Below are 20,399 nucleotides of genomic sequence, written 5' to 3'. Positions count from 1 at the left end.
TTATAGCATATGCCATTATTCTAATCCCATTAGATTAATCTAAAACCATTAGATTAATGGGCAGTGGTATTCCGCAACGGAATCAGAACAGCCTAGGCAAAATTTTACGATGTGAAGGGAGTTTTATATGAATCCAATTTATTCGGTAGTCCGGTCCATGAACCGGCACCTGGGCGAAATTTGGGAGGCGATTCTTCAAGAGCATGCAGAGGAACTCAGCAGCATGTTTGCGGAATTCGGCGACCGCGCTTACGGCGTCTATATTCAACAGCTGATGGGTCCGATCTGCGAGGAGGTGCGGAAGTCGGGATACGAGGTCCCCGCCGGATTCCGCTTGTCGGAGTCAGTCGAGAACTGGGGCCCGCCCGAGGAGCGTGAGCGATGCGTATGGTATGTGGTCAGAGACGAAATCGGTAATCCGTGCGGCACGGCAGTGCTGCAAATTTTCCATTCTCACGCCCGGTTTCATTTCCCGCAGCCGCCACGCTTTTTAGCCCTGGAAGAAACGGAGCAAGAAGCCATTCTCCAAGCACTCTGCACCACAGGCGTGCGCCTAAGCGGACTGCCCCAGCGTTACCGTCATTCCGCCGGCGACGAGCCGCGGGAATGGGAATACGGGACGGACGCGGGGCTGCTCGAATACGTGCAATCATACCGCGGCCACACGGCGGTGGACTTTAATTATGCGCTGTCCTCGTGGGGGCGCCATGGCTGGGAGCTCGTACAGATCGTGCCGCATCAGGACCGCCTGATCGGTTTTTTCAAGCGTCCCGTTCAGCAAGCCGGCGAAGGGCAATAACAGCAAAAAACACCCCCGAAGTGCTTGGTTTGAACAAGCACCTGGAGGTGTCAGGCGGTGAGCGATACCCGTTACACCGCGGGCTGCCGCTGCTGCTTTGCCGCATCAATCGTCGCATGGATGATCACGCGCAGCGCCTGCAGCATCATTTCCTGCGGCAGCGAAGGCAGGCCCGGCTTCTGCAGCGCCATTTCCGTGGAGGCCGGAAAATGGACAAATCCCGCCAGCGTGGGCAGCTTCTGCTCACGGATATAATCCAGCACGGCGTACATCGTGTTGTTGCAAATAAACGTGCCGGCCGACTCGGACACGGCAGCCGGAATCCCCTCCGCCTTCAGCCGGTTCACGGCCTCTCGGATCGGCAGCCGCGAGAACAATCCGTCCGGTCCTGCCGGATTAATGGGCAGATCCTGCGGCCTCTCCCCTTTGTTGTCGGCGTATGCCGCTTCCGGCGCCACGTCCTTGACGTTCACCGCGATCCGCTCCGGCGTTACCGCCGTCCGGCCTGCGGCCAGGCCGCAGCAGATTACGGCGTCCGGCTGATAGTCACGCACCGCCTCAAGCAGCCTTTCGGCACATTCGTCATAATGGACCGGAAGCAGAACCGTCCGGATCTCGGCCTCCGCAAACGTCTCCTCCCGGATATCCCGCACGAGCTGCTCCGTCGGATTGACCGCATTTCCGCCAAAGGGCTCAAATCCTGATACCAGTATTTTCATGAAGCTTCTCCTCCCGGCAAGTCTTTCCTTCCATCATATCAAACGGGACAGATCGTTCCTACCCGAAATCGCGCCGCCAAGAAGGGATGCTGCTTCCCCGCGGATTCCGTTCCTTTTTGTCCTGCGATACGTAAGGAATCCAAAGTCTCCGGAGCCTGCATCTCAAAAAAACACCCTGCCCGGCAGCTGGCGGCTGCACGGCAGGGTTCCCATCTACAAATTATATCCGCCGCTGTTCGGCTTGGTCGGATTGGAGATAATCCCCAGCGTCGCCAAAATTCCGAGCACCAGGTCCGCGGCCGCCACAAGCTCTTGCCGCTTCATATCCGACAGTTCAAACGCTCCGGTGAGATGACCAATCAGCTGCACCAGCAGAAGCACCTGCGAGACCATACTGATCCAAAGCGCATAGTTGCGAAACCGTTTCTTCTTGAGCATCATATGACCTCCTTTAAGGTCATATATATTCATCCGCCCCGGCAAACTTGTCCGAAACTTTCACGGGATGGACAAGCGATGCCAGCGATTTTAGAGAAGACCTGAGTCCAGAGCCTCCAGAAACGTCTCTTCGGACATCACCCGAATGCCCTCCCGTTCCAGCAGGGCGGTCGTCACCCCGCTGCCGGCCACCTTCTCATTGGCGAAGGAACCGTTATAAATCATGGCGCTTCCGCAGGAGGGGCTGTACTCTTTGAGTACCACCATGGACGCACCGACTTCACGGGCTTTTTCCAGCGTCCGGTGAGCCCCCTGAATATACATACCGCTGACGTCCCGGCCCGATTTCTCAACAACCCTGGCCCGGCCCTCCAGCACGTCCCTCCCATCCCCGCCTACGATCTCCGCAGGCTCTCTCGGGGGTGACGAATCCCCCCAGCAGTTCGGGGCAGACCGTCACCGCCCTGTTCTGTGCCACCATTTGCTGAATGACTTCATTCAGACTGTCGGTTCCATTATAGCGAACCTTCAGTCCGGCCAGACAAGAACTGACCATAATCATACCCGTTCACCTCCTGAACTGTTAATCCGTTTCACGTAAACTATTTATTTGTCCCACGTAAACTATTTATGACTTTAACGAAAGTATACTGCATAAGCCAACTGCCGGGGAGGCCCGGCTTAATGGTCCAGGATTTCGGCGAAAAAACGAGGAAAGTCCGGGACCAGGCTCCCGGACTTTCCTCGATATCTCTTTTTCCCCTTGCCCCAGGGGTGCAGATGTTACATGCTTAACGCCTTTTTCGCATTTTCCATATCATTGGCCAGGAGCCGCTCCAGATCGTAAGCAGGATACATCGAACGCTCCTCCATAAATTCAAAAACCTTGGCATGGAGTTTAATCGCATTGTTCAGATGCTTAACGAAAACCCCCCTTAAGGCCGGTGTTGCCGTTTCCGTAATCGCAAGCGCGTAATTGCGAACCCAACCTTTTGCCTTGCCCAGCAAATGGCCGGCATAAAAGCCCGTCATGTCTGCCGCTTCGGCTTTGCCGCCTCTCGCTCCCGGGACCGGTGCTTGCGGATAAAACTGCAGCAGGTCCTTTATGTTCTGCTCCAGGCTCATAATAGCCTCTTTATACAGGGCGTGCAGCTGCGGATCGGTGACCTTGCCGATGTCCATTTTCAGGCAAATCAGGTCGTTGGACTGTGCTGCTACCAGCTCATGCATTTCCAATGTTTCATGCCATGCTAAGTGTTTCACTTGAGCTTTCTTTCCAGAAGACAATGCAATCCCTCCAATCGATGATGGGATAGCATATGCCCAGGGCGCCCAGAGGGGAAGATGTCTTGCTAAAAAAATTAGGCGCGCTCCCTTTTCTCCTTCTTTCTTCCCTTCTTCCCTCGGACCGAAGCCAGCGTCGCCTGTTCCGGCAGGCGCAGCAGCCTGGACTTGGACACCCCGATCCGCTGCGACACATAGATGCCGGTATGCCCGGAAAAATAATAACTGACGACGCAGGCGATGAACATGTATACCAAATTCCCCGAACCGAACAGCTCGATCCCCATAATAAAGCAGGCAATCGGGGTATTGGTCGCACCGCTGAACACTGCGATAAAACCGAGGGCTGCCATAAACGGCACCGCTAGATGGAGCAAGTCCGCCAGCGTGCTGCCCAGCGTTGCGCCGATGACGAAGAGCGGAGTCACCTCTCCGCCTTGAAATCCGGCCCCCAGCGTAATCGAAGTGAACACGGTTTTCCAGAGAAACGCCAGCTTTGGCGCCGTCCCTTCAAAAGCATCGCTGATCAGCGGAAGGCCAAGCCCGAGGTACTCCCTTGTGCCGAACGCGTAGACAATGGCAATCAGGATGCAGCCCCCGGCAAAGCTCTTGACCGCCGGATTCCGGAACCAGCCGGTGAACCGCGCCTTCAGCCAATGCGTCAGCTCGCTGAACAAAATGCTGGCCAGGCCGAACACCATCGACGCGAGCACGACCTTCAGCACCGTGATCAGCGTGATCGCCGGAATCGTGTTTACGGAATAATGAATATGATGAATTCCCCAGGCCTTCGTGGTCAGATCCCCGATAAAGCTCGCCACAAAACAGGCAAACAGCGCTTCGTAACGGATCATCCCCAACGCAAGCACCTCCAGCCCGAAGACTGTTCCGGCGAGCGGCGTCCCAAAGACCGAGCCAAAGCCGCTGCTGATGCCGCACATCAGAATGATGCGACGGTCGGCTGGGCTAAGCCGAAGTCTCTTGCCGATCCATTCCGACAAGCTCCCACCCATCTGCACCGCCGTTCCTTCCCGTCCGGCTGAGCCGCCGAACCAATGGGTCAGAATCGTTCCGAACAGGACGAGCGGAGCCATGCGCAGCGGAATAGCTCCGCCGCCGTCATGAATCTGCTCCAGTATCAAGTTGTTGCCCTTGGACACGTCCTTGCCGTATTTCCAATACAGGTAGCTTACCAAGGCTCCCCCAAATGGAAGCAGCCACAGGAGCCACGGGTGCTGCAGACGCTGCTGCGTAACGGCATCCAGCGCTGCCAGAAACAAGGCCGATCCGGAGCCTGTAAGCACCCCCACCAGACTCCCGATGACCGACCACTTCACGATATAGCCAAGCAGCGCGAGATGCATGAATTTGCCTGCGTATACATATAACCTGCGTTTTCCCCTCGTCATCCGTTTTCCCATTACAGCGGTTTCCCCCCAGCTATGATGTATTTCCTATTGTTCCTCATTCAGGGGCAAATTACCGCTCCCCTGCTTGACCCGGTGCAGGAATGTCTGCAAAAAAATAGACTCCTACCAGTGTCTGCACTGGTAGGAGTCATTAGCTCACGGGCGGTTAAAGGCGAACTCCATCGCCTATGTTGTTACAAATTATTGTAATGAGCGATTGGTCTGAAGTCAACAGAAAATCTGAACGCCACAATAGACGAAAAAGCACCCGTATCGCGCTAACGCAATACGGGTGCTTCTGCTGCGAACTAGTTTCCCTGCCGCACCGTCCTCTTAATGGAGAGGTTCAGAAATTTGGCTGAGGGCATCGCCGGCTTCGTTGATGTGGATGTTCATCGTCGCCAGGTCGCCAATGGCGCAGATCCCTACCATTTCTCCGTTCTCTACAACCGGAATGCGGCGGATTTGATGGTCGGCCATCAATTTCGCGCACTCGTGGGCATCGGTGTCCGGCGAGCACGAAATGACATCGCTTGTCATGCAGTCATGGCAGTGTACGCTGCCCGGGTCTTTACCCGCAGCTACGCAGTTCAGCACGATATCGCGGTCGGTAATCATACCTACCACTTTTTTGCCTTCGCAGACCGGAACCGATCCACAGTTGACATCGCGCATGATTTGCGCCGCAGCCGTGATCGAATCATGGGGTGCGCATACCTTTACGTCTTTGGTCATTACGTCGCGAACCATCGTCATTGCTGTTTACCTCCTCTAGGAATGATCCCCCGTATTTTACCCAGGGGTCCCGGGATTATTCAGGATTGGCGCGCTGTGCTAAGAACTGCAGAAATATGGTGCAGCTGTCAGCCTTCTCGATTCATATAAGTGATCCCAGGGCTGTGCTCATCGGCCAGCTCAGGCATCATCGGTATCGGGAAGCCCTCCGGCGGCTAGATCACTCTCAGCTCTCCGCCGTTACGGCTAGGCGTTTGTCCGCTGAAAATTTCACCGATGATAAGATATAAAAAAAGCGCAGGACCCGTAACGGATCACTGCGCTGCGCTTGTGCTGGTCTCATGCCCCCGGATCGATCAGGCGGGCTAAGGACCTTTCAGCAATTAGTATCCCCAAGTTTTAGCGATGATGACAAGCAGAATAAAGAGGACAAGAATGATACCGACGCTCGTCGACCAGCCGCCACCATAACCAACTCCACCAACTTCGCTCATGTGATATTCCCCTTTCTTCATAGGATCAGTTTTATTCTATGAAAGAAACCTTTCAGCGTTGTGGACAGAGTCAGCGGTTTAAAAGACTATTTTTCCTCGGTCCCGAGTGAGCCCACGGCTAGCTGGCGGGATTAGTACAACGCGTGCTACCCTAGTAATCCAACTTGTACGTGCCTAGATAGTGAGAAACTACTTTATTTATAATAAAAAAAGCCCCTGCCAGCACTTAGCCAGCAGGGGCTTCCTCATTCATGACTTTTTATTACCAACAGAATGCCTTAACAATAATTACCAACAAAATAAAGAGCACCAGGATAGCACCTACGTTGCTGTGCAAACCGTAACCGTATCCTACGCCACCAACAACACCGTCGCTCATACATGTACCTCCTTTGTAAGAAAGTTAATATTACAATATGTACATTCCACCATTTGGTATGGGTAAACGCACTTAAGATTTGATTTTTTTCCTGATTGAAAACGCCCGCTTCGAAAGCGGGCTTTGCCTTACATCAAGGAAGTTTTTATGAGCCACCATACTATATGCCCTGTATAGGTAATTGGTTCTTACATATAGGTCTTTATCATTCCTGAATCTTGTCCTAATTTGGAATACCTTGCACGCCTCTGGATTGCTCATGCTGCACGGCTAGGACCTGCGACAGTTGTCAGGGGAAATTCATTTTCTTTTAATTGATGGGAAAAACACGCTTTACTCGACTAAAGGGCAGAAAAATGGTAGAAGATCGCCCAAATCAACAAAAAAGACGCGGTCTCCGAAATCCGGAAACCCGCGTCCTGTAAGGCTTATGAAAGATGCTGGTGAAGGGAATTGAACCCCCGACCTACGCATTACGAGTGCGTTGCTCTACCCCTGAGCTACACCAGCGTGGAAAATGAAATTTTCCGTCAAACAAAAACTATTATACAACTTCTTCTCCAAAATGCAATACTTCATTGCGATTGGAATTTATTTCAATTTGTTGCGGACCGATTGCAGCTTCTGGGCGCTGGTTGAGGCTTTGTCCCGTCTGTCGTCGATTTTGACCGAAGTGGATACGCGCTGCGCGCCGGCCAGGAATGGTGCTTCGTGCAGAGCTGCAATCGCCTGCCATACATCCGGAAGAGCCCCCTCAATGATTGTGCTCATCGACGTCAGCTCGTAGCTGATCCCCTTCTGCTCCGCCAGCACCTGCTGCATCTGTGCCACATAGGAGCTCAGGCTGGTCGTGGCCGTTCCGATCGGAATGACCGTTACCTCTGCAATTGCCATGGTCGTGCGCCTCCTTTATCCTTTTGCAAGCGGATCGAACTTTATTCCTAATTTTATTTTACCCGACCGCCTCCGGAATCGCAAAAGGATGGCCCGCAAAATTTTTTATTCGCGTTTTTCCTGCAAATTCCGCCCGATTTCTACCTTTTCAGCCCCCTCTAGAGGTTAATCTCCAATGGTTCACAGTAGCGCCCCGGGGGTCCATCTGGTATAATTCTCATTGCTCGTCTTTTAAGAGGAACTAGGTTTACAAACACAATATATTGGGTTAAATTAGTATGAAAGCAACCAAATATAGTGGAAACAGGTGAACACGGCTCGATTTGCCAGGCGTTCATAATAGGGAAGCACGGTGTGAATCCGTCACGGTCCCGCCACTGTAACCGGAAGGCCGAGAGCTCCGAGCTTTCGGCACGATATCGGCTGAGGCCACTGTCCGTCACGCGGACGGGAAGGCGCCGAATATCGCATTTTCGGGAGTCAGGAGACCTGCCTGTTTTGTCTCACGAAAGGCCTACGAGGAATAGGTGCGTGATGCCAGTCGATATCTATACATAGGGTGATAGATATTTTTTCCCATGCTCGTAAATAGGGCATACGGGATCTAGCGGCATTTTCGTACCTGTGCTTCAGGTTCTTCGGAAATGCCTTTTGTATGGGCAAGCACAGCAAGAGCTCCCTCTTAACAGCATCGTCCTACTTTCCGTTATACCAAATATACAAACTTTGAAAGGAGATCTGCACCATGCCGCAGCTCGTTACCAAACCGAACAACCGCCAGCTGGCTTTTGATGAAATCCGTCTCTCCGTTTATGCCGACCGAATCCTGGAGGGGCTGGAGACCCTGGACAAGGAGCGCCTCCTCCGGGGCGTGCAGAGCAAACTGCGCCGCGAGGAAGTCACCGGCGACGAAATCAGCAGCGCGTTCACGATGTCGGCGCTTGAGCTGGTCACCAAGGAGGAGCCGAACTGGAAGTTCGCCGCAGCGCGCTCACTGCTGACCTCCCTGTACAAGAAGGCCGCTTACAACCGCCGCTACAAAGCCTATCCTGACGAGCCATATGGTGCGTTCTACCCTCTCATTACCGAGCTGGTGCAAAAAGGAATCTACCGCGAGGAGCTCCTCACCTGCTATACAAAAGAGCAAATTGAAGAATTGGGCCGCTGCATCGATTACAAATGCGACCTGCTGTTCGACTATATCGGTCTGCTGACCCTGTCCGACCGCTACCTGGCGCATGATTTCGACGGACGCGTTATGGAGCTCCCGCAGGAGCGCTACATGGTCATCGCCATGTACCTGATGCATACTGAGCCAGAGGACAAGCGCCTTGAGCTCGTGAAGGAAGCGTATTGGGCCATGAGCAACCTGTACATGACCGCCGCTACGCCAACGATGTCCAACGCCGGCAAGAAGGTCGCCGGACAACTGTCCAGCTGCTTTATCGACACGGTGGACGACTCGTTGGAAGGGATTTTCGACTCCAATACCGACGTGGCCCGTCTCAGCAAAATGGGCGGCGGCATCGGCGTTTACCTCGGTAAAGTCCGGGCGCGCGGCTCCGACATCCGCGGTCACAAGAACACCAGCTCCGGCGTCATTCCTTGGATCCGCCAGTTGAACAACACGGCGGTCAGCGTTGACCAGCTCGGTACCCGTAAAGGTGCGGTTGCGGTCTACCTGGACGTCTTCCACAAAGACATCCTGGCCTTCCTGGATCTGAAGCTGAACAATGGCGACGAACGCATGAGAGCGCATGACGTGTTCCATGGCGTGTGCCTGCCGGATCTGTTCATGGAGGCAGTTGAGGCCCGCAGCGAGTGGAGCCTGTTCTGCCCGCATGAAGTGAAGAAAATCATGGGCTGGAAGGATGCCAACGGCCGTCCTGCGGGTCTTGAGGATTATTATGACGAAACGGTAGGTCAAGGCTCGTTCCGCGAGAAGTACGCCGAAGCGGTTGCCCACCCGCTGCTTCCAAGAATTACGGTGCCTGCGATCGACATCATGAAGCGCATCATGAAATCGCAGCTGGAAACCGGCACGCCGTACATGTTCTACCGGGATACCGTCAACCGTGCGAACCCGAACCGTGCACATGGCATGATCTACTCGTCCAACCTGTGCACCGAAATTATGCAGAACCAATCCGCCACCGTGGTGGAAAAAGAAGAACTCGTGACCAAGGACGGCCAAACCCGGATCGTCATTTCCAAGGTTCCCGGCGACTTCGTCGTCTGCAACCTGAACTCGATTCACCTGGCCCGTGCCGTTCCGGACAATGTGCTGGACCGTCTGGTGCCGATCCAGGTACGCATGCTGGATAACGTCATCGACATTAACAACATTGAAGTCCTGCAAGCCCAATATACGAACAGCCAATACCGCGCGGTTGGACTCGGCACCTTCGGCCTGCATCACCTGCTCGCCCTTGAAGGCATCCGTTGGGAGTCCGACGAAGCGGTTGAATATAACGACAATTTGTACGAAAAAATCAACTACCTGCTCGTCAAATCCAGCATGGAGCTGGCCAAGGAGAAAGGCCACTATCCGAAGTTCAAAGGCTCCGACTGGGAGAACGGCGCTTACTTCACCAGCCGCGGTTATGTCGACGGCGAGCATGAAGGCAAGTTCGTCACCACCGAGCAGTGGAAAGAGCTCCAGCAGGAAGTGCAGCAGAACGGCGTCCGCAACGCCTGGCTGTTCGCCATCGCACCGAACGGCTCGACTTCGATCATTGCCGGCTCCACCGCCAGCATCGATCCGCTGTACGACCTTCTGTCTTACGAGGAAAAAACGACCTACAAAATCGCCAACCCGGCCCCGGACCTGTCCGAGAAGACGATCTGGTATTACAAAACGGCATTCCTGATTGACCAGCATTGGTCCATCAAGATGGCCGCGGCGCGTCAGCGCCACATCGACCAGGCTCAAAGCTTCAACCTGTACGTTCGTCCGGATATCCGGGCGACGGAATTTCTGGAGCTTCACCTTCACGCCTGGAAAGCCGGCATCAAAACGACGTACTACGTCCGCAGCCGTGCGCTGACGATTGAAGAGTGCGAGTCGTGTGCGTCGTAAAAGATATTAAAGCCTAAAACCTTTTTCGATCCCTCCCAAACCCTCCCTTCCAAGGGAGGGCCCCGAGGGCGCTGCCCTCTGGACACCCGGAATGTTGGCGGAAGACCGGCGGGTGGCGGATTTTCTTGATGTGAATATGTGCTGTGAGTCGCTTTCGTCCCCCTCCTGCTTTGCAGGTTATGGGGGACACGCTTTTACGTTTGAGCGGTGCGGGTGGTGGTCTCCTCGATTCTCGGAGACCCCTTGCGTCGCGCGGCTTTGCTCCCTGTTTTGGCTTCGCCAAAATACGGGAGGCTCGCCACGCGTCCGGTAAAACTGCCAACTAAAAACGGGAAAGGGCTACTGTATCAAACCTTATAAATACACTACTGCATGATAAGTACAAAACCATTTAGACAGATTGTTTGGGAAAGAGATGAATGATTTAGATCAACTGATATGGATTACAGCATTCTGCGATGGATGTTGATATAAATGAGCAAGTAAAAACAGAACTACGAGGAGGAATCGAGTATGCAAATGCAAAAGATTTTTAACACCGAAGCGCCGAACCGCTCGACCCGCATCATCGAAGGAGAATGCTCGGGCATCCTGAACTGGAACGATATCCGCATGCCCCATATGTACAAATTGTATAAGGTTCTGCTGCTGAACCACTGGATTGCCGACGAAATTCCGATGGCCAAAGACGCGCAGCAGTTCGTCAACCTCGATCCGGAAGAGCAGCGCACCTTCAAGATCAACATTTCTTTGCTCGCCGTGCTGGACTCGATGCAGACGATGTTCATCGGCGACGTAAAGCGTTATTTTACCGATTCCTCGCTGGAGGCCATCTCGGCTATCATCGGGCAGCAGGAAGTCGTACACAACCAATCCTACTCCTACGTGCTGTCTTCGATCGTATCGGAGCAGGAGCAGAAAGAAATTTTCGAATACTGGAAGCATGATCCGGTGCTGCTCGACCGCAACCGTTTCATCTCGGAAATTTACCAGGAGTTCCGCGACGAGCAGAATCCGCAAACGTTCTTTAGAGCACTTGTGGCCGACTTGATCCTGGAAGGCATTTTCTTCTACAGCACATTCGCCTTCTTCTACAACCTGGCCCGTGACCAGAAGATGATGGCGACCAGCCAAATGATCTCCTACATCCAGCGCGACGAGAACCAGCACTGCTACTTCTTCGGCGAAGTGTTCAAACAGCTGCTCAAGGATTTCCCTGAGCTGAACACGAAGGAGAACATGGACTACGTCTACCGCACGATCGACCGCGCGGTTGAGCTGGAAACGAACTGGGCGCACTACACGCTCAGCGAGGTCAAAGGCATCGATCTGAATGAGCTGTCCGACTACATCAAGTACATCGCCAACAAACGCCTGAAAATGATGGGGATGGAAAAAGGTTACGAAGGCGTGGATTCCAACTGCATGCCATGGATTCGTCCTTTCTCCGACGAGGCGCTCAACGCCACCAAAACGGACTTCTTCGAAGCCAAATCCCGCAACTACGGCAAGGTCGGCGACGACAACGGATTCGACGATCTGTAAGCCGCTCGCCTGCAATATACTAGTTTCGCAACAACCGGGAAGTGCAGCTCCGCTGCGCTTCCCTTTTTTATTGGATCGTGTATGATGGAACAAAAGATATTAGATCCGCATGTTACCGTTTGGAAAGGAGCTGCCCGTTGCCCGTGAATAAATCCTTGAAGGCCGTATTGTTTCTTGTCGCATCCGCGATTCTGACCCGGCTGATCCCGTTTTCCTCCTGGTTCCGCACCCTGGATACGATGATTCATGAGTTCGGCCATGCGGTCGTCACCCTGCTGCTCTCCGGTAGGGTTCTGCGCATTGAACTCAATGCCGATCACAGCGGGACCACCTACTCCTATTTATCCTCCGGCTGGAGCTCCGTGCTCGTCTCGCTGTCGGGGTATACGATCGCTTCCATCTTCGCTGTGCTTCTATTCTACGGGTACGCCAAACGTAAGCAGGCCGCCGGGCTGATCCTGATCACGCTGCTGGCTGCCGTCAACCTGCTCTTTTTTGTCCGGAACAGCTATGGGGTTTGGTGGCTCGTCATCTTTATGGCGCTGAACATCGTGTTTTATTTGCTGGGCAGCACCGTGCGCAATTTCTATTACCTTCTGCTCGCCTTCCTTTGCCTGGAAGAATCGGTTGTTGGGCCGCTTACCCTGGCGATCACTTCCTTGACCAATCCGCGGCAGGCCGGTGACGCGGCCAACCTGGCTCACATGACGGTGCTCCCTGCCATCGCCTGGTCGGTGCTGTTTCTCCTGTTTGCGCTTTGGTGCACCACCCAAAGCCTTACCTTGTTTTGGCGGAAGCCCGCGCGAAAGCCTGCTGCAAACACCAGCATGCGGACCGGATAAAACTTAAACCGTTTCGAATTCTCTCAACCCAAAAAAAGGCTTGTCCCACACGTATGTGGGCGCAAGCCTTTTCTGCTCTTATCGAGTGTTCGTATGAACTGGGATCAGCGGCACAGCATGCGTCAACTGCTACGTCTTCTGCCAAAAATCAGCGACAGAATAAACAGGATCAGGAAGACGAAGAACAGCACCTTTGCGACGCCAACGAGCGCAGAAACGATGCCGAAGAAGCCGAAAATCGCAGCTACGATTGCAATGATCAAAAACAAAATCGCGAGTCCGATCATCGTGATCACCTTTCTTTCGTTAGAATGTGGTACTTGTTTTTAACCCTGAATCGGAGATTTGAACCTTGAAAAATGCCCCAAATCCGCATATAATTTGTCCATATTTGAACTGTTCATCAATGAACAAATTAATAAGCGAAAGGTTGCCTGAGCCATGGATCACCAAGAACGCCAAGATCCTCAAATCAAGCTGGCCGCTGAAGTCGTTCAATCCTTTTCTGGCATTCAAAAACGCCTTCTGGAGTTTACCCGCAGCAACGCGGAGGGACTAGGATTAACCGTGCTGCAGCTCGCCATCCTGAACACGCTGTATACCGCGCCCGGCATGACACTAAGAGAATTAACCGAGCGTCTCTCTTCTCCTAAAAGCACCCTTAGCGTTCAAGTGGAAGGCCTCGTCCAATCGGGATTGGTGGACCGTGTTATCTCCGAGACAGACCGCAGGGAGGTCAAACTGAGCCTTACCGCTGATGGACGGGAGCGTTCCCTTCAGTCGGCGGCTAAGCCCCGCTCCTACCAAGCCATGGCGTTTGCCCTCGAGCAGCTCCCCGCTTCCGATGTGGAGAGCCTGCTCCGCATTCACCAAAACATACAAAAGCTTTTGGAGGAGTACACATCCAGGTAAGGGATGTATGTATATTGTGCTTTTGATCGGTTTACGCTATACTAAACCGCAAAGAACTGAACAGTGACATTACGCCGATGAACAGCATCCAACTGTGAGGCGTTTTCGACCGGAGCGGATGGCGATTCCCGCGTGTACGCAGCATGACAGTGCAGCGGCTCCTCCATTCTCTCTCTAAGTTAACCGGCCTCCGTCCGTTATCGCGGAACCAAGCGGATCGGCACTGCCTTCGGGCAGGCTGGTCAAATTGGGTGGCACCGCGAGCAAGCGCTCCTCGTCCCAAGGGATGAGGGCGCTTTTTGTATTTTTACAGGACAAAAGGACAAAGGAGACGGTATCGATGCTAAACATTCAATTCATCCGTGACCATCAGGAACAGGTACAGCAAGTCGCGGAGCAAAAAAACATTCCCTTTCAGGTGGACGATCTGCTGGAATGGGACGAGAAGCGGAGAAGGCTGCTGCAGGAGACGGAATCGCTAAGGGCTCAGCGCAATGAGCTGACCAAGAGTATCGCGGGACTGCTGAAGCAGGGCAAGGACGAAGCCGCGGAGCAGCTTAAGGGCCAAGTGAAGGAGATTAACCGCAGCCTGGACGGCTGCGAAGCCGGTCTGCGCGAGGCAACCAGCAAATTTGAGGAACTGATGCTGCTCGCCCCCAACGTTGTCTCGGAGGACACGCCCATTGGCAAGGACGACAGCGACAATGTGGAAGTCCGCCGGATCGGGACGCCGCGGCAATTCGATTTTGAGATGAAGGATCATGTCACGCTCGGCGAGCTGCACGATCTGTTCGATATTCCGCGCGGGGTCAAGACGGCGGGCAGCCGCAGCTATTATTTGAAGGGAGCCGGCCTGTTCCTTCATCTGGCCGTGCAGCGGCTGGCGATTGACCTCCTGGCGTCGCGCGGATTTACGCCGATGGACGTGCCGGTCATGGTCCGTCCCGAAGCGCTGGCCCGGTCGGGATTCTTCCCCACCGGGAAGGATCAGACCTATGAGCTGGCCGGTGAGGACAAGTGGCTCGTCGGCACTTCGGAGGTGTCGCTGGTGTCGTACTACAGCGACGAAGTGCTCGACGACGCACTTCCTATCCGGCTCGCGGGCGTGTCGAGCTGCTTCCGCCGGGAAATCGGCTCGGCGGGCCGCGACGTACGCGGCTTGTACCGTGTCCACCAGTTCGCCAAGGTCGAGCAGGTCGTCCTCTGCGAGAACGATCCCGCGGCGTCGGAAGCAATGCTTCAGGAAATTACCGGCCATGCCGAGGAGATCCTGCGGCTGCTGGAGCTTCCTTACCGGGTGATGGCCGTCTGCACCGGAGATATGTCGCAGAAGACGTATAAGCAGTACGACATCGAAACCTGGATGCCGAGCCGCGGAGCCTACGGCGAAACCCATTCGTCGTCGAATCTGCTCGACTTCCAGGCCCGGCGCTCGAACATCCGCTACCGCGATGCGGAAGGCAGGCTGCAGTACTGCCATACGCTGAACAATACGGCCGTGGCCTCGCCCCGCATTCTGATTCCGCTGCTCGAAAACCATCAGCGGGAAGACGGCTCGATTTACATTCCGAATGCCCTCCGGCCTTATATGGGCGGCATCGCCGAGCTGGTGCCCCCTGGCCCCAAAACGGAGTAGCCGCGGACTATTGGGGATATGGGGAGACCAGGAATGGCAGGAGCGGCGATAAAACCGGAAGACCCGAAAATGAAAAGATATTGTTGAGTCACCTCCCTGCTTGCCGGGAAAGAAGGACGGCCCCTATACTGGTGTGAAGAAATCATTTTATAGCGGAGGTGGTTGGAATGAGCGCCCACGACATCGGAACCGAATATTTCCGGGTGGTCAACGATAAATTCGCCGAGCTGAAGCGTTCCGCCGAGAAGGCGATCGCGCAGGTTCCGGACGATAAGCTGAATTGGTCGTTAAACGAAGACTCCAACAGCATTGCGGTTATCGTTCATCATATGAGAGGGAATATGATCTCCCGCTGGACAGACTTCCTCGATTCCGACGGGGAAAAAGAAGGCCGCGACCGGGACAGCGAGTTCGAGGGCACCGTGGCCTCGAGAGAAGAGCTGCTGGACATCTGGAACCGCGGCTGGGACGTCTTTCTGCAGGCGCTCGGCTCCCTCGGCAGGGATGACCTGCTGCGGACCGTCTACATCCGGGAAAAGCCGCATTCGGTGCTGGAAGCGATCGAACGGCAGATGTCGCACTATTCCAGCCATATCGGGCAGATCATTTACATCGCCAAGCAGATTCAATCGGACGCTTGGGAGACGCTGACGATTCCGCGCCGAAAGAACTAGCGGACAAAGAAAAACGCTTATCGACGCCCGTTCATGTGAAGACAGACCGCGTTTATACAAAAACGGGACCCGCCGGCATCACGCCGGGCAGGTCCCGTTTTTGCTTTCACGGTCCTTATAGACTTTTCCCTTTCACCGCATACCGCTCTTCAATCCGGTAAACCTTCCAAATGAGTACAGCTACGCCCCAAATGGCCAGAAACGCCACGACCAGGAAAATGCCCAAATTCCCAAAGTCGATGCCTGCGATCACGTCCCAGATGCCACCGGATAAATGCAGCTTCTCCGTCGTGATCTGCGCCAGTTCCACCGCGCCGACGGCCACGGCGGCGATCACCGAAATCGCCGTGACGATCAGATTGTAGTAGACCTTCCGGACCGGGCGGTCACTGGCCCAGGCATAGCTCTTGGTCATCATGAGGCCGTCCAGCGTGTCGAACAGGCTCATGCCTGCCGCAAACAGCAAAGGCAGCGCAATGATGCCCAGGACCGGAACCTGCTGGTTGGCCGCCCCAGCCGACATGGTAAGCAGCGAAATCTCGGTGGCGGTGTCAAAGCCGAGGCCGAACAGAAAGCCGATCGGGTAAATATGCCAGCTTTTCGTGACCAGCTTGAACCATTTGCCCATAAATCGCGTAAAGAAGCCTTTGGCTTCGAACATCTCCTCAAGCTCCGCTTCCCCGATCCGGTCTTCCCGGATTCGGCGGAACGTGCGCCATAGCTGGGCAAACAGCATGAAATTGAGCACGGCCAGAAACAGCAGGAATACCCCAGACACGGTCACCCCGATGATGCCGCCGATCTCCTGCATGCCGGACATATGCTTGGCGACAAAGCGCACGGAGATGGCCGTCAGCACCGCCAGCAGGAAGACGACCGTCGAGTGCCCCAGGGAAAAGAAGAAGCCAACGCCCCGGGAATCCTTTTTCTGCGCCACCAATTTGCGGATCGTGTTATCCACCGCGGCGATATGGTCGATATCAAAAGCATGGCGGACGCCAAAAACGTATGCCGCAATTCCCATGCCGACAAAAGCCGGATGGGCGGGCGCCACCGTAAATAAGGCAAGCAGCCCCAGGACATGGATGATGACCACGCCCAGCATGTAACGGTTCCAAATGAACTTCATGTTTCCACCTTTCGAGAAAAGAGCCGGTCAGCATTCGGACAGGATCGAAATGCCCCGGATCAATGTATTGAACGTGCCGGCGCCGATGAACCCGATCACAAACTTGACAATCAGCGGATTATCCATCAGATTCAGCACCCACTTGCACCACGAAATCTCTTCCTTGTCGAGAAAATGGCTGCGGTTCAGCAGCACGTACCTCCCGAAATGCTTGGAGGAGGCGCGGGTATGGTCCTTCTCCACCGACGCAATTTTTTTCTCCCGGACTGTCACTCTCAGCTTCAGCTTGGAGATCCTTTCCAGGATCAACTTTCTGGCGTTCTCCTCATCGGTCAGCCACATCGAGTAAACCTTGATGAGGAACTCGTCCCGCACTGCGGGGTCCGCCGGCTTTTCTTCCACCCAGGAACCCAGTGCCTCCCGGCCCTGATCCGTGATGGAATACGTCTTCTTGTCTGGCCGTCCCGTCTGCTCCACATGCTCATATGCCACTAGGCCCTTTTGCTCCATTTTATTCAGCAGCGGATAGATCTGGCTGTGCTTGGCAGGCCACAAAACCTCCAAGTAAGCAGCCAGTTCGTATCCCGAACACGGCGTACGGGCCAGCACGCCGAGTATTGCGTAACCTAATGTGTTCATTTCGTTTCATTCCTTGCGTTCTTATAGATATATACCTCGAACCGGCAGCTTTATCCGGCTTGTATACTACCAGTGTATCCGCAATGATCTCGAAATGGTACCTTTCCGGCTAAAAAAGCTAACAAAGAAGTTTGGCGAAGAGCATGCAGCCGGCGGGACGGATCGCTGCGGCCGGCGGACGAATCTAGTATTTGCGCAGAAAGCTCGGATTTCTACCGAACAGACGGCGGCTGACGAGATGATGGCACTCCGCCTGGATCCGTTCCACCGCCTGGGTGGAGTGAGCTAGGATCCGGACAGCCAGGCCGGGGACATTTAGCAGCGACATGCCGATCCGGACCCCGTCCGGCTCGGGGTGAACAGCGCTGTACAGCTCGTCAAGCAGTCCGGCATCCGCCTCTTCTCCGATGAACAGCATCGATCCCAGATGCGTGTACCCCTCCAGAAACCCCAGCCCATCCACCGGCTGGCCCGCAGGCTGCAGTTTAATATGATCATAGACGGCAAGCTCGCCGTCCATATAGATCTCCGTGCGAAGCCGAAGGGTGTCGTAGCTGAACAGGGTACCTTCGGGCGACCAGCCGGGGGTGACGCTGTCGCAGTACAGCAGCGACGCCCCCTTTTCCATGCGGATCACCGTCTTTTGATCGTACCGGGCATGTTCGTAACCGATCAGCGGATCGGGAATGTATTCGAGATAGCTTCCCTTTTTCAGCGAAATCTCCGTTTCCTGGTACGCTGGCGTGTTCGGCGTTTTGTAGATTTTGGTGGCCGACTGCGTCGTCAGCGTGAGCCGGGCGTTTTCCAGCAGCGATATGCCAAGATGATAGCGGTCCCCATCCAGGTATCCGCCCCCCGGATTCAGCAAATAATAACACGGCTGCCCGGAATCGTCGTGATAGATGGGACGCATCACCTTGAAGGCCCCTTGAAAATAGACGTTCCGCGCGACCGTCCTGCTGTCCCGCTCTTCCGCCTCCAGCCGCAGAATGCCTGTCCAATCCTTCATAACCTAGCTCAGACCGTGGAGGAAGGCGTTATCCTTGATCCAGGCGATGACCTGGTCAAGCCCTTCTTCCTTTTTCAGATTCGTAAAGACGAACGGCTTGTTGCCGCGGAACACCTTCGTATCCGATTCCATCACTTCCAGCCGTGCCCCGACATGAGGCGCCAGATCGGTCTTGTTGATGATAAACAGGTCTGATTTGATCATCCCCTGCCCGCCTTTGCGCGGAATTTTCTCTCCTTGGGCCACGTCGATAATATAGATGGAAAAATCAACGAGCTCCGGGCTGAACGTAGCAGCGAGGTTATCCCCTCCGCTCTCGACGAAGATGAGCTGCACGTCGGGATGTCTTTCCTTCAGTTCATCGATCGCCGCGAAATTCATCGATGCATCCTCGCGGATCGCCGTATGCGGACAGCCTCCAGTCTCCACCCCGATGATCCGGTCGTCTGGGAGCACCCCATTAGCCATCAGAAATTTGGCGTCTTCCTTCGTATAGATATCATTGGTGACTACTGCCATGCTGATTTCTCCGTCAAGATGGCGGGTCAGCTTCTCCACCAGCATCGTTTTTCCGGCCCCTACCGGGCCGCCAATTCCAATACGGATCGGCTCCATCCTCACACACTTCTTTCTATAGATTAATAGTTTAGGACATAAAAATCCGGATATTGACGCGTTCATGCTTCATCTGGGACAGCTCGATTCCCGGCGACAGGACGCCGAAGTCTTCTTCGTCCAAGGCGAGAATCCGGTCGACAGCAGTAGGCAGCGCCTCCTGAACGTCGCGGATGATTCGCTGCCCCGCCGTCTGCCCGAGCGGGATGGCCCGGACCGCATTTTGCACCAGGCCGACCACCACCGAGTACAGATAAAATACAAGCGTATCTTCCCGGCTTGCCCCCAAATGGTGACCCGTCATCGTAAAGACGACGGCGGGATGTCCGAAGCTGGCCTTGCCCCGGATGCGCTGCCGATATTGCGAGAGAAGGGGGAAGCTGTACATCGATTCGATGAGCGCAAGCATCCGGTCCCCCATCTTCTGCGTGCCTTCCCTCGTCTCCCGTGCCAGATTCTGCACGGTAAGCAGCCGGTCCCATTTCCACACCTCGTCAGGCCGGTTCCCCTGTACGGCGTCAAACACGCAGCGCGCGGCGAGCCCGTCGGCATGCACCAGCTGCTGGTTCAAATAAACGCCGAGCCAATTCGCAAAGGTCGCCGGATCATGCACCTGCCCCTCTTGAATGTAGCTCTCCAGGCCGAACGAATGGCTGAACGCCCCGGTCGGAAAGTTGGAGTCGCACAGCTGCAGCAGGGACAACATCGATTTATCCATGGCTGTGGCCGATGTGGCGGAAGGCTTGCTTCACCTTGCGCTCCTCCCGCTGGTACGGGATGCCGAGCTGCATCAGCAGTTCCTCCACCAAATAGTCGTACTGGACAAGCATCTCATCGCCTTCAAATTGTGCCGGAAGATGGCGGTTGCCCAGCTGATGGGCGATCGTCCCCATCTCCTTCAGGCTGCGCGGACGAATTACGATCAGGTCGTCAGAAAGCACATCGATCACGATCATGTTGGTGTCATCCATATATAAAATGTCGCCGGCCACAAGATCGCGAGGGTCTTTCAGCCGAATCCCGATTTCTTTTCCGTGGTCGGTCTTGACACGCTGGATCCGTTTCACGAGATCGGAACTCTCCAGATACACCTTCTCGGTATGGCGTTTCTTGATTTCCTCCGGCTCCAATCGGTCCAGATTGCCTACGATTTGTTCAATGATCAACG

The 20,399-nt window shown here is 54.7% G+C and carries 23 protein-coding genes, 1 tRNA gene, 2 pseudogenes and 2 riboswitches; of the genes and pseudogenes, 7 read left to right on the top strand and 19 right to left on the bottom strand.

The genetic code is table 11. The features are described 5' to 3' along the window. Positions 1–127 precede the first annotated feature (127 nt). Positions 128–799 (top strand): DUF6022 family protein, encoded by a 672-nt coding sequence (locus K2F33_RS09590; protein WP_263881529.1) that lies wholly within the window; start codon positions 128–130, stop codon positions 797–799. 71 nt (positions 800–870) lie between these two features. On the opposite strand, the gene K2F33_RS09585 is transcribed toward K2F33_RS09590, so the two are convergent. From K2F33_RS09585 to K2F33_RS09535, 11 genes and pseudogenes are all read right to left on the bottom strand, one after another. Then, positions 871–1,518 carry a pyroglutamyl-peptidase I gene (locus tag K2F33_RS09585; protein ID WP_263881528.1) on the bottom strand — a complete coding sequence of 216 codons (648 nt, stop codon included), beginning with the start codon at positions 1,516–1,518 and terminating at the stop codon, positions 871–873. A gap of 213 nt (positions 1,519–1,731) precedes the next feature. Continuing rightward, positions 1,732–1,959, bottom strand: a complete 228-nt coding sequence (locus K2F33_RS09580; RefSeq protein WP_094599702.1) for a phage holin — start codon at positions 1,957–1,959, stop codon at positions 1,732–1,734. An 87-nt stretch (positions 1,960–2,046) separates the two neighbouring features. Further along, positions 2,047–2,518, bottom strand: a pseudogene (locus tag K2F33_RS09575) (DUF523 domain-containing protein). A gap of 221 nt (positions 2,519–2,739) precedes the next feature. Next, entirely contained in the window at positions 2,740–3,186 is a 447-nt protein-coding gene (locus tag K2F33_RS09570; protein ID WP_263882329.1) for a spore coat protein, read from the bottom strand. A 131-nt stretch (positions 3,187–3,317) separates the two neighbouring features. Continuing rightward, positions 3,318–4,649 (bottom strand): voltage-gated chloride channel family protein, encoded by a 1,332-nt coding sequence (locus tag K2F33_RS09565; protein WP_412973998.1) that lies wholly within the window; start codon positions 4,647–4,649, stop codon positions 3,318–3,320. 135 nt (positions 4,650–4,784) lie between these two features. Further along, a riboswitch (Fluoride riboswitch) is annotated at positions 4,785–4,845 on the bottom strand. Positions 4,846–4,982: 137 nt separating this feature from the next. After that, positions 4,983–5,405, bottom strand: coding sequence for a CBS domain-containing protein (locus K2F33_RS09560; protein WP_076172830.1), 423 nt, complete (start codon positions 5,403–5,405; stop codon positions 4,983–4,985). A 107-nt stretch (positions 5,406–5,512) separates the two neighbouring features. Then, positions 5,513–5,662 (bottom strand): annotated as a pseudogene (locus K2F33_RS09555) (manganese catalase family protein); the annotation flags it as partial. A gap of 105 nt (positions 5,663–5,767) precedes the next feature. Next, the gene (locus K2F33_RS09550) at positions 5,768–5,878 is read right to left on the bottom strand and encodes a sporulation protein YjcZ (RefSeq protein WP_105445680.1); all 111 of its coding nucleotides are present in this window, start codon (positions 5,876–5,878) and stop codon (positions 5,768–5,770) included. A gap of 262 nt (positions 5,879–6,140) precedes the next feature. Beyond that, a complete protein-coding gene (locus K2F33_RS09545) occupies positions 6,141–6,257 on the bottom strand; it encodes a YjcZ family sporulation protein (protein WP_208837126.1) in 117 nt (38 codons plus the stop codon). 438 nt (positions 6,258–6,695) lie between these two features. After that, positions 6,696–6,767 (bottom strand) — tRNA-Thr (locus K2F33_RS09540). Positions 6,768–6,848: 81 nt separating this feature from the next. Then, entirely contained in the window at positions 6,849–7,151 is a 303-nt protein-coding gene (locus K2F33_RS09535) for an MTH1187 family thiamine-binding protein (RefSeq protein ID WP_212985014.1), read from the bottom strand. A 288-nt stretch (positions 7,152–7,439) separates the two neighbouring features. After that, a riboswitch (cobalamin riboswitch) is annotated at positions 7,440–7,663 on the top strand. 233 nt (positions 7,664–7,896) lie between these two features. Between K2F33_RS09535 and K2F33_RS09530 the strand changes: the two genes are divergently transcribed. The 3 genes from K2F33_RS09530 (at position 7,897) to K2F33_RS09520 (ending at position 12,617) form a co-directional block, all read left to right on the top strand. Continuing rightward, entirely contained in the window at positions 7,897–10,230 is a 2,334-nt protein-coding gene (locus K2F33_RS09530) for a ribonucleoside-diphosphate reductase subunit alpha (RefSeq protein ID WP_076172826.1), read from the top strand. A gap of 513 nt (positions 10,231–10,743) precedes the next feature. Continuing rightward, the gene (locus tag K2F33_RS09525) at positions 10,744–11,775 is read left to right on the top strand and encodes a ribonucleotide-diphosphate reductase subunit beta (protein ID WP_076172825.1); all 1,032 of its coding nucleotides are present in this window, start codon (positions 10,744–10,746) and stop codon (positions 11,773–11,775) included. A gap of 143 nt (positions 11,776–11,918) precedes the next feature. Next, entirely contained in the window at positions 11,919–12,617 is a 699-nt protein-coding gene (locus tag K2F33_RS09520) for a M50 family metallopeptidase (protein WP_076172968.1), read from the top strand. Between the two features lie 122 nt (positions 12,618–12,739). Here the strand turns inward: K2F33_RS09520 and K2F33_RS09515 are convergent, their stop codons facing one another. Beyond that, the gene (locus K2F33_RS09515) at positions 12,740–12,904 is read right to left on the bottom strand and encodes a DUF1328 domain-containing protein (protein WP_076172824.1); all 165 of its coding nucleotides are present in this window, start codon (positions 12,902–12,904) and stop codon (positions 12,740–12,742) included. A gap of 154 nt (positions 12,905–13,058) precedes the next feature. Here K2F33_RS09515 and K2F33_RS09510 point away from each other — a divergent pair, with 154 nt between their 5' ends. Continuing rightward, entirely contained in the window at positions 13,059–13,529 is a 471-nt protein-coding gene (locus K2F33_RS09510; RefSeq protein WP_076172823.1) for a MarR family winged helix-turn-helix transcriptional regulator, read from the top strand. Between the two features lie 174 nt (positions 13,530–13,703). On the opposite strand, the gene K2F33_RS09505 is transcribed toward K2F33_RS09510, so the two are convergent. Further along, positions 13,704–13,880 (bottom strand): hypothetical protein, encoded by a 177-nt coding sequence (locus K2F33_RS09505; RefSeq protein WP_167372891.1) that lies wholly within the window; start codon positions 13,878–13,880, stop codon positions 13,704–13,706. Here K2F33_RS09505 and serS point away from each other — a divergent pair. Together serS and K2F33_RS09495 are read left to right on the top strand one after the other, a co-directional pair. Further along, positions 13,870–15,165: a serine--tRNA ligase gene (gene serS, locus K2F33_RS09500; RefSeq protein ID WP_263881527.1), complete on the top strand. Its 1,296-nt coding sequence runs from the start codon at positions 13,870–13,872 to the stop codon at positions 15,163–15,165. The genes K2F33_RS09505 and serS overlap by 11 nt on opposite strands. A gap of 167 nt (positions 15,166–15,332) precedes the next feature. Continuing rightward, positions 15,333–15,839 (top strand): DUF1572 family protein, encoded by a 507-nt coding sequence (locus tag K2F33_RS09495; RefSeq protein WP_263881526.1) that lies wholly within the window; start codon positions 15,333–15,335, stop codon positions 15,837–15,839. 115 nt (positions 15,840–15,954) lie between these two features. Here the strand turns inward: K2F33_RS09495 and K2F33_RS09490 are convergent, their stop codons facing one another. The 6 genes from K2F33_RS09490 to ureE form a co-directional block, all read right to left on the bottom strand. Continuing rightward, positions 15,955–16,968, bottom strand: a complete 1,014-nt coding sequence (locus tag K2F33_RS09490; RefSeq protein WP_263881525.1) for a HoxN/HupN/NixA family nickel/cobalt transporter — start codon at positions 16,966–16,968, stop codon at positions 15,955–15,957. Positions 16,969–16,995: 27 nt separating this feature from the next. Continuing rightward, positions 16,996–17,607: a PadR family transcriptional regulator gene (locus K2F33_RS09485; protein WP_163880432.1), complete on the bottom strand. Its 612-nt coding sequence runs from the start codon at positions 17,605–17,607 to the stop codon at positions 16,996–16,998. A gap of 184 nt (positions 17,608–17,791) precedes the next feature. Continuing rightward, positions 17,792–18,616: an urease accessory protein UreD gene (locus K2F33_RS09480; RefSeq protein ID WP_263881524.1), complete on the bottom strand. Its 825-nt coding sequence runs from the start codon at positions 18,614–18,616 to the stop codon at positions 17,792–17,794. Between the two features lie 3 nt (positions 18,617–18,619). Beyond that, positions 18,620–19,231, bottom strand: a complete 612-nt coding sequence (gene ureG / locus K2F33_RS09475; RefSeq protein ID WP_145026839.1) for an urease accessory protein UreG — start codon at positions 19,229–19,231, stop codon at positions 18,620–18,622. A gap of 31 nt (positions 19,232–19,262) precedes the next feature. Beyond that, a complete protein-coding gene (locus tag K2F33_RS09470; RefSeq protein ID WP_263881523.1) occupies positions 19,263–19,949 on the bottom strand; it encodes an urease accessory protein UreF in 687 nt (228 codons plus the stop codon). After that, complete coding sequence (ureE, locus tag K2F33_RS09465) at positions 19,942–20,397, bottom strand: urease accessory protein UreE (protein WP_145138467.1); 456 nt, start codon at positions 20,395–20,397, stop codon at positions 19,942–19,944. The genes K2F33_RS09470 and ureE overlap by 8 nt, the downstream gene beginning before the upstream one ends. Between the last annotated feature and the right edge of the window lie 2 nt (positions 20,398–20,399).

The sequence above is a fragment of the Paenibacillus sp. PSB04 genome (assembly GCF_025809195.1).
Classification (GTDB): Bacteria; Bacillota; Bacilli; order Paenibacillales; family Paenibacillaceae; genus Paenibacillus_AQ; species Paenibacillus_AQ favisporus.
Note: the sequence above shows the minus strand (reverse complement) of the source record. Positions and strands in the feature narration are given on the sequence as shown.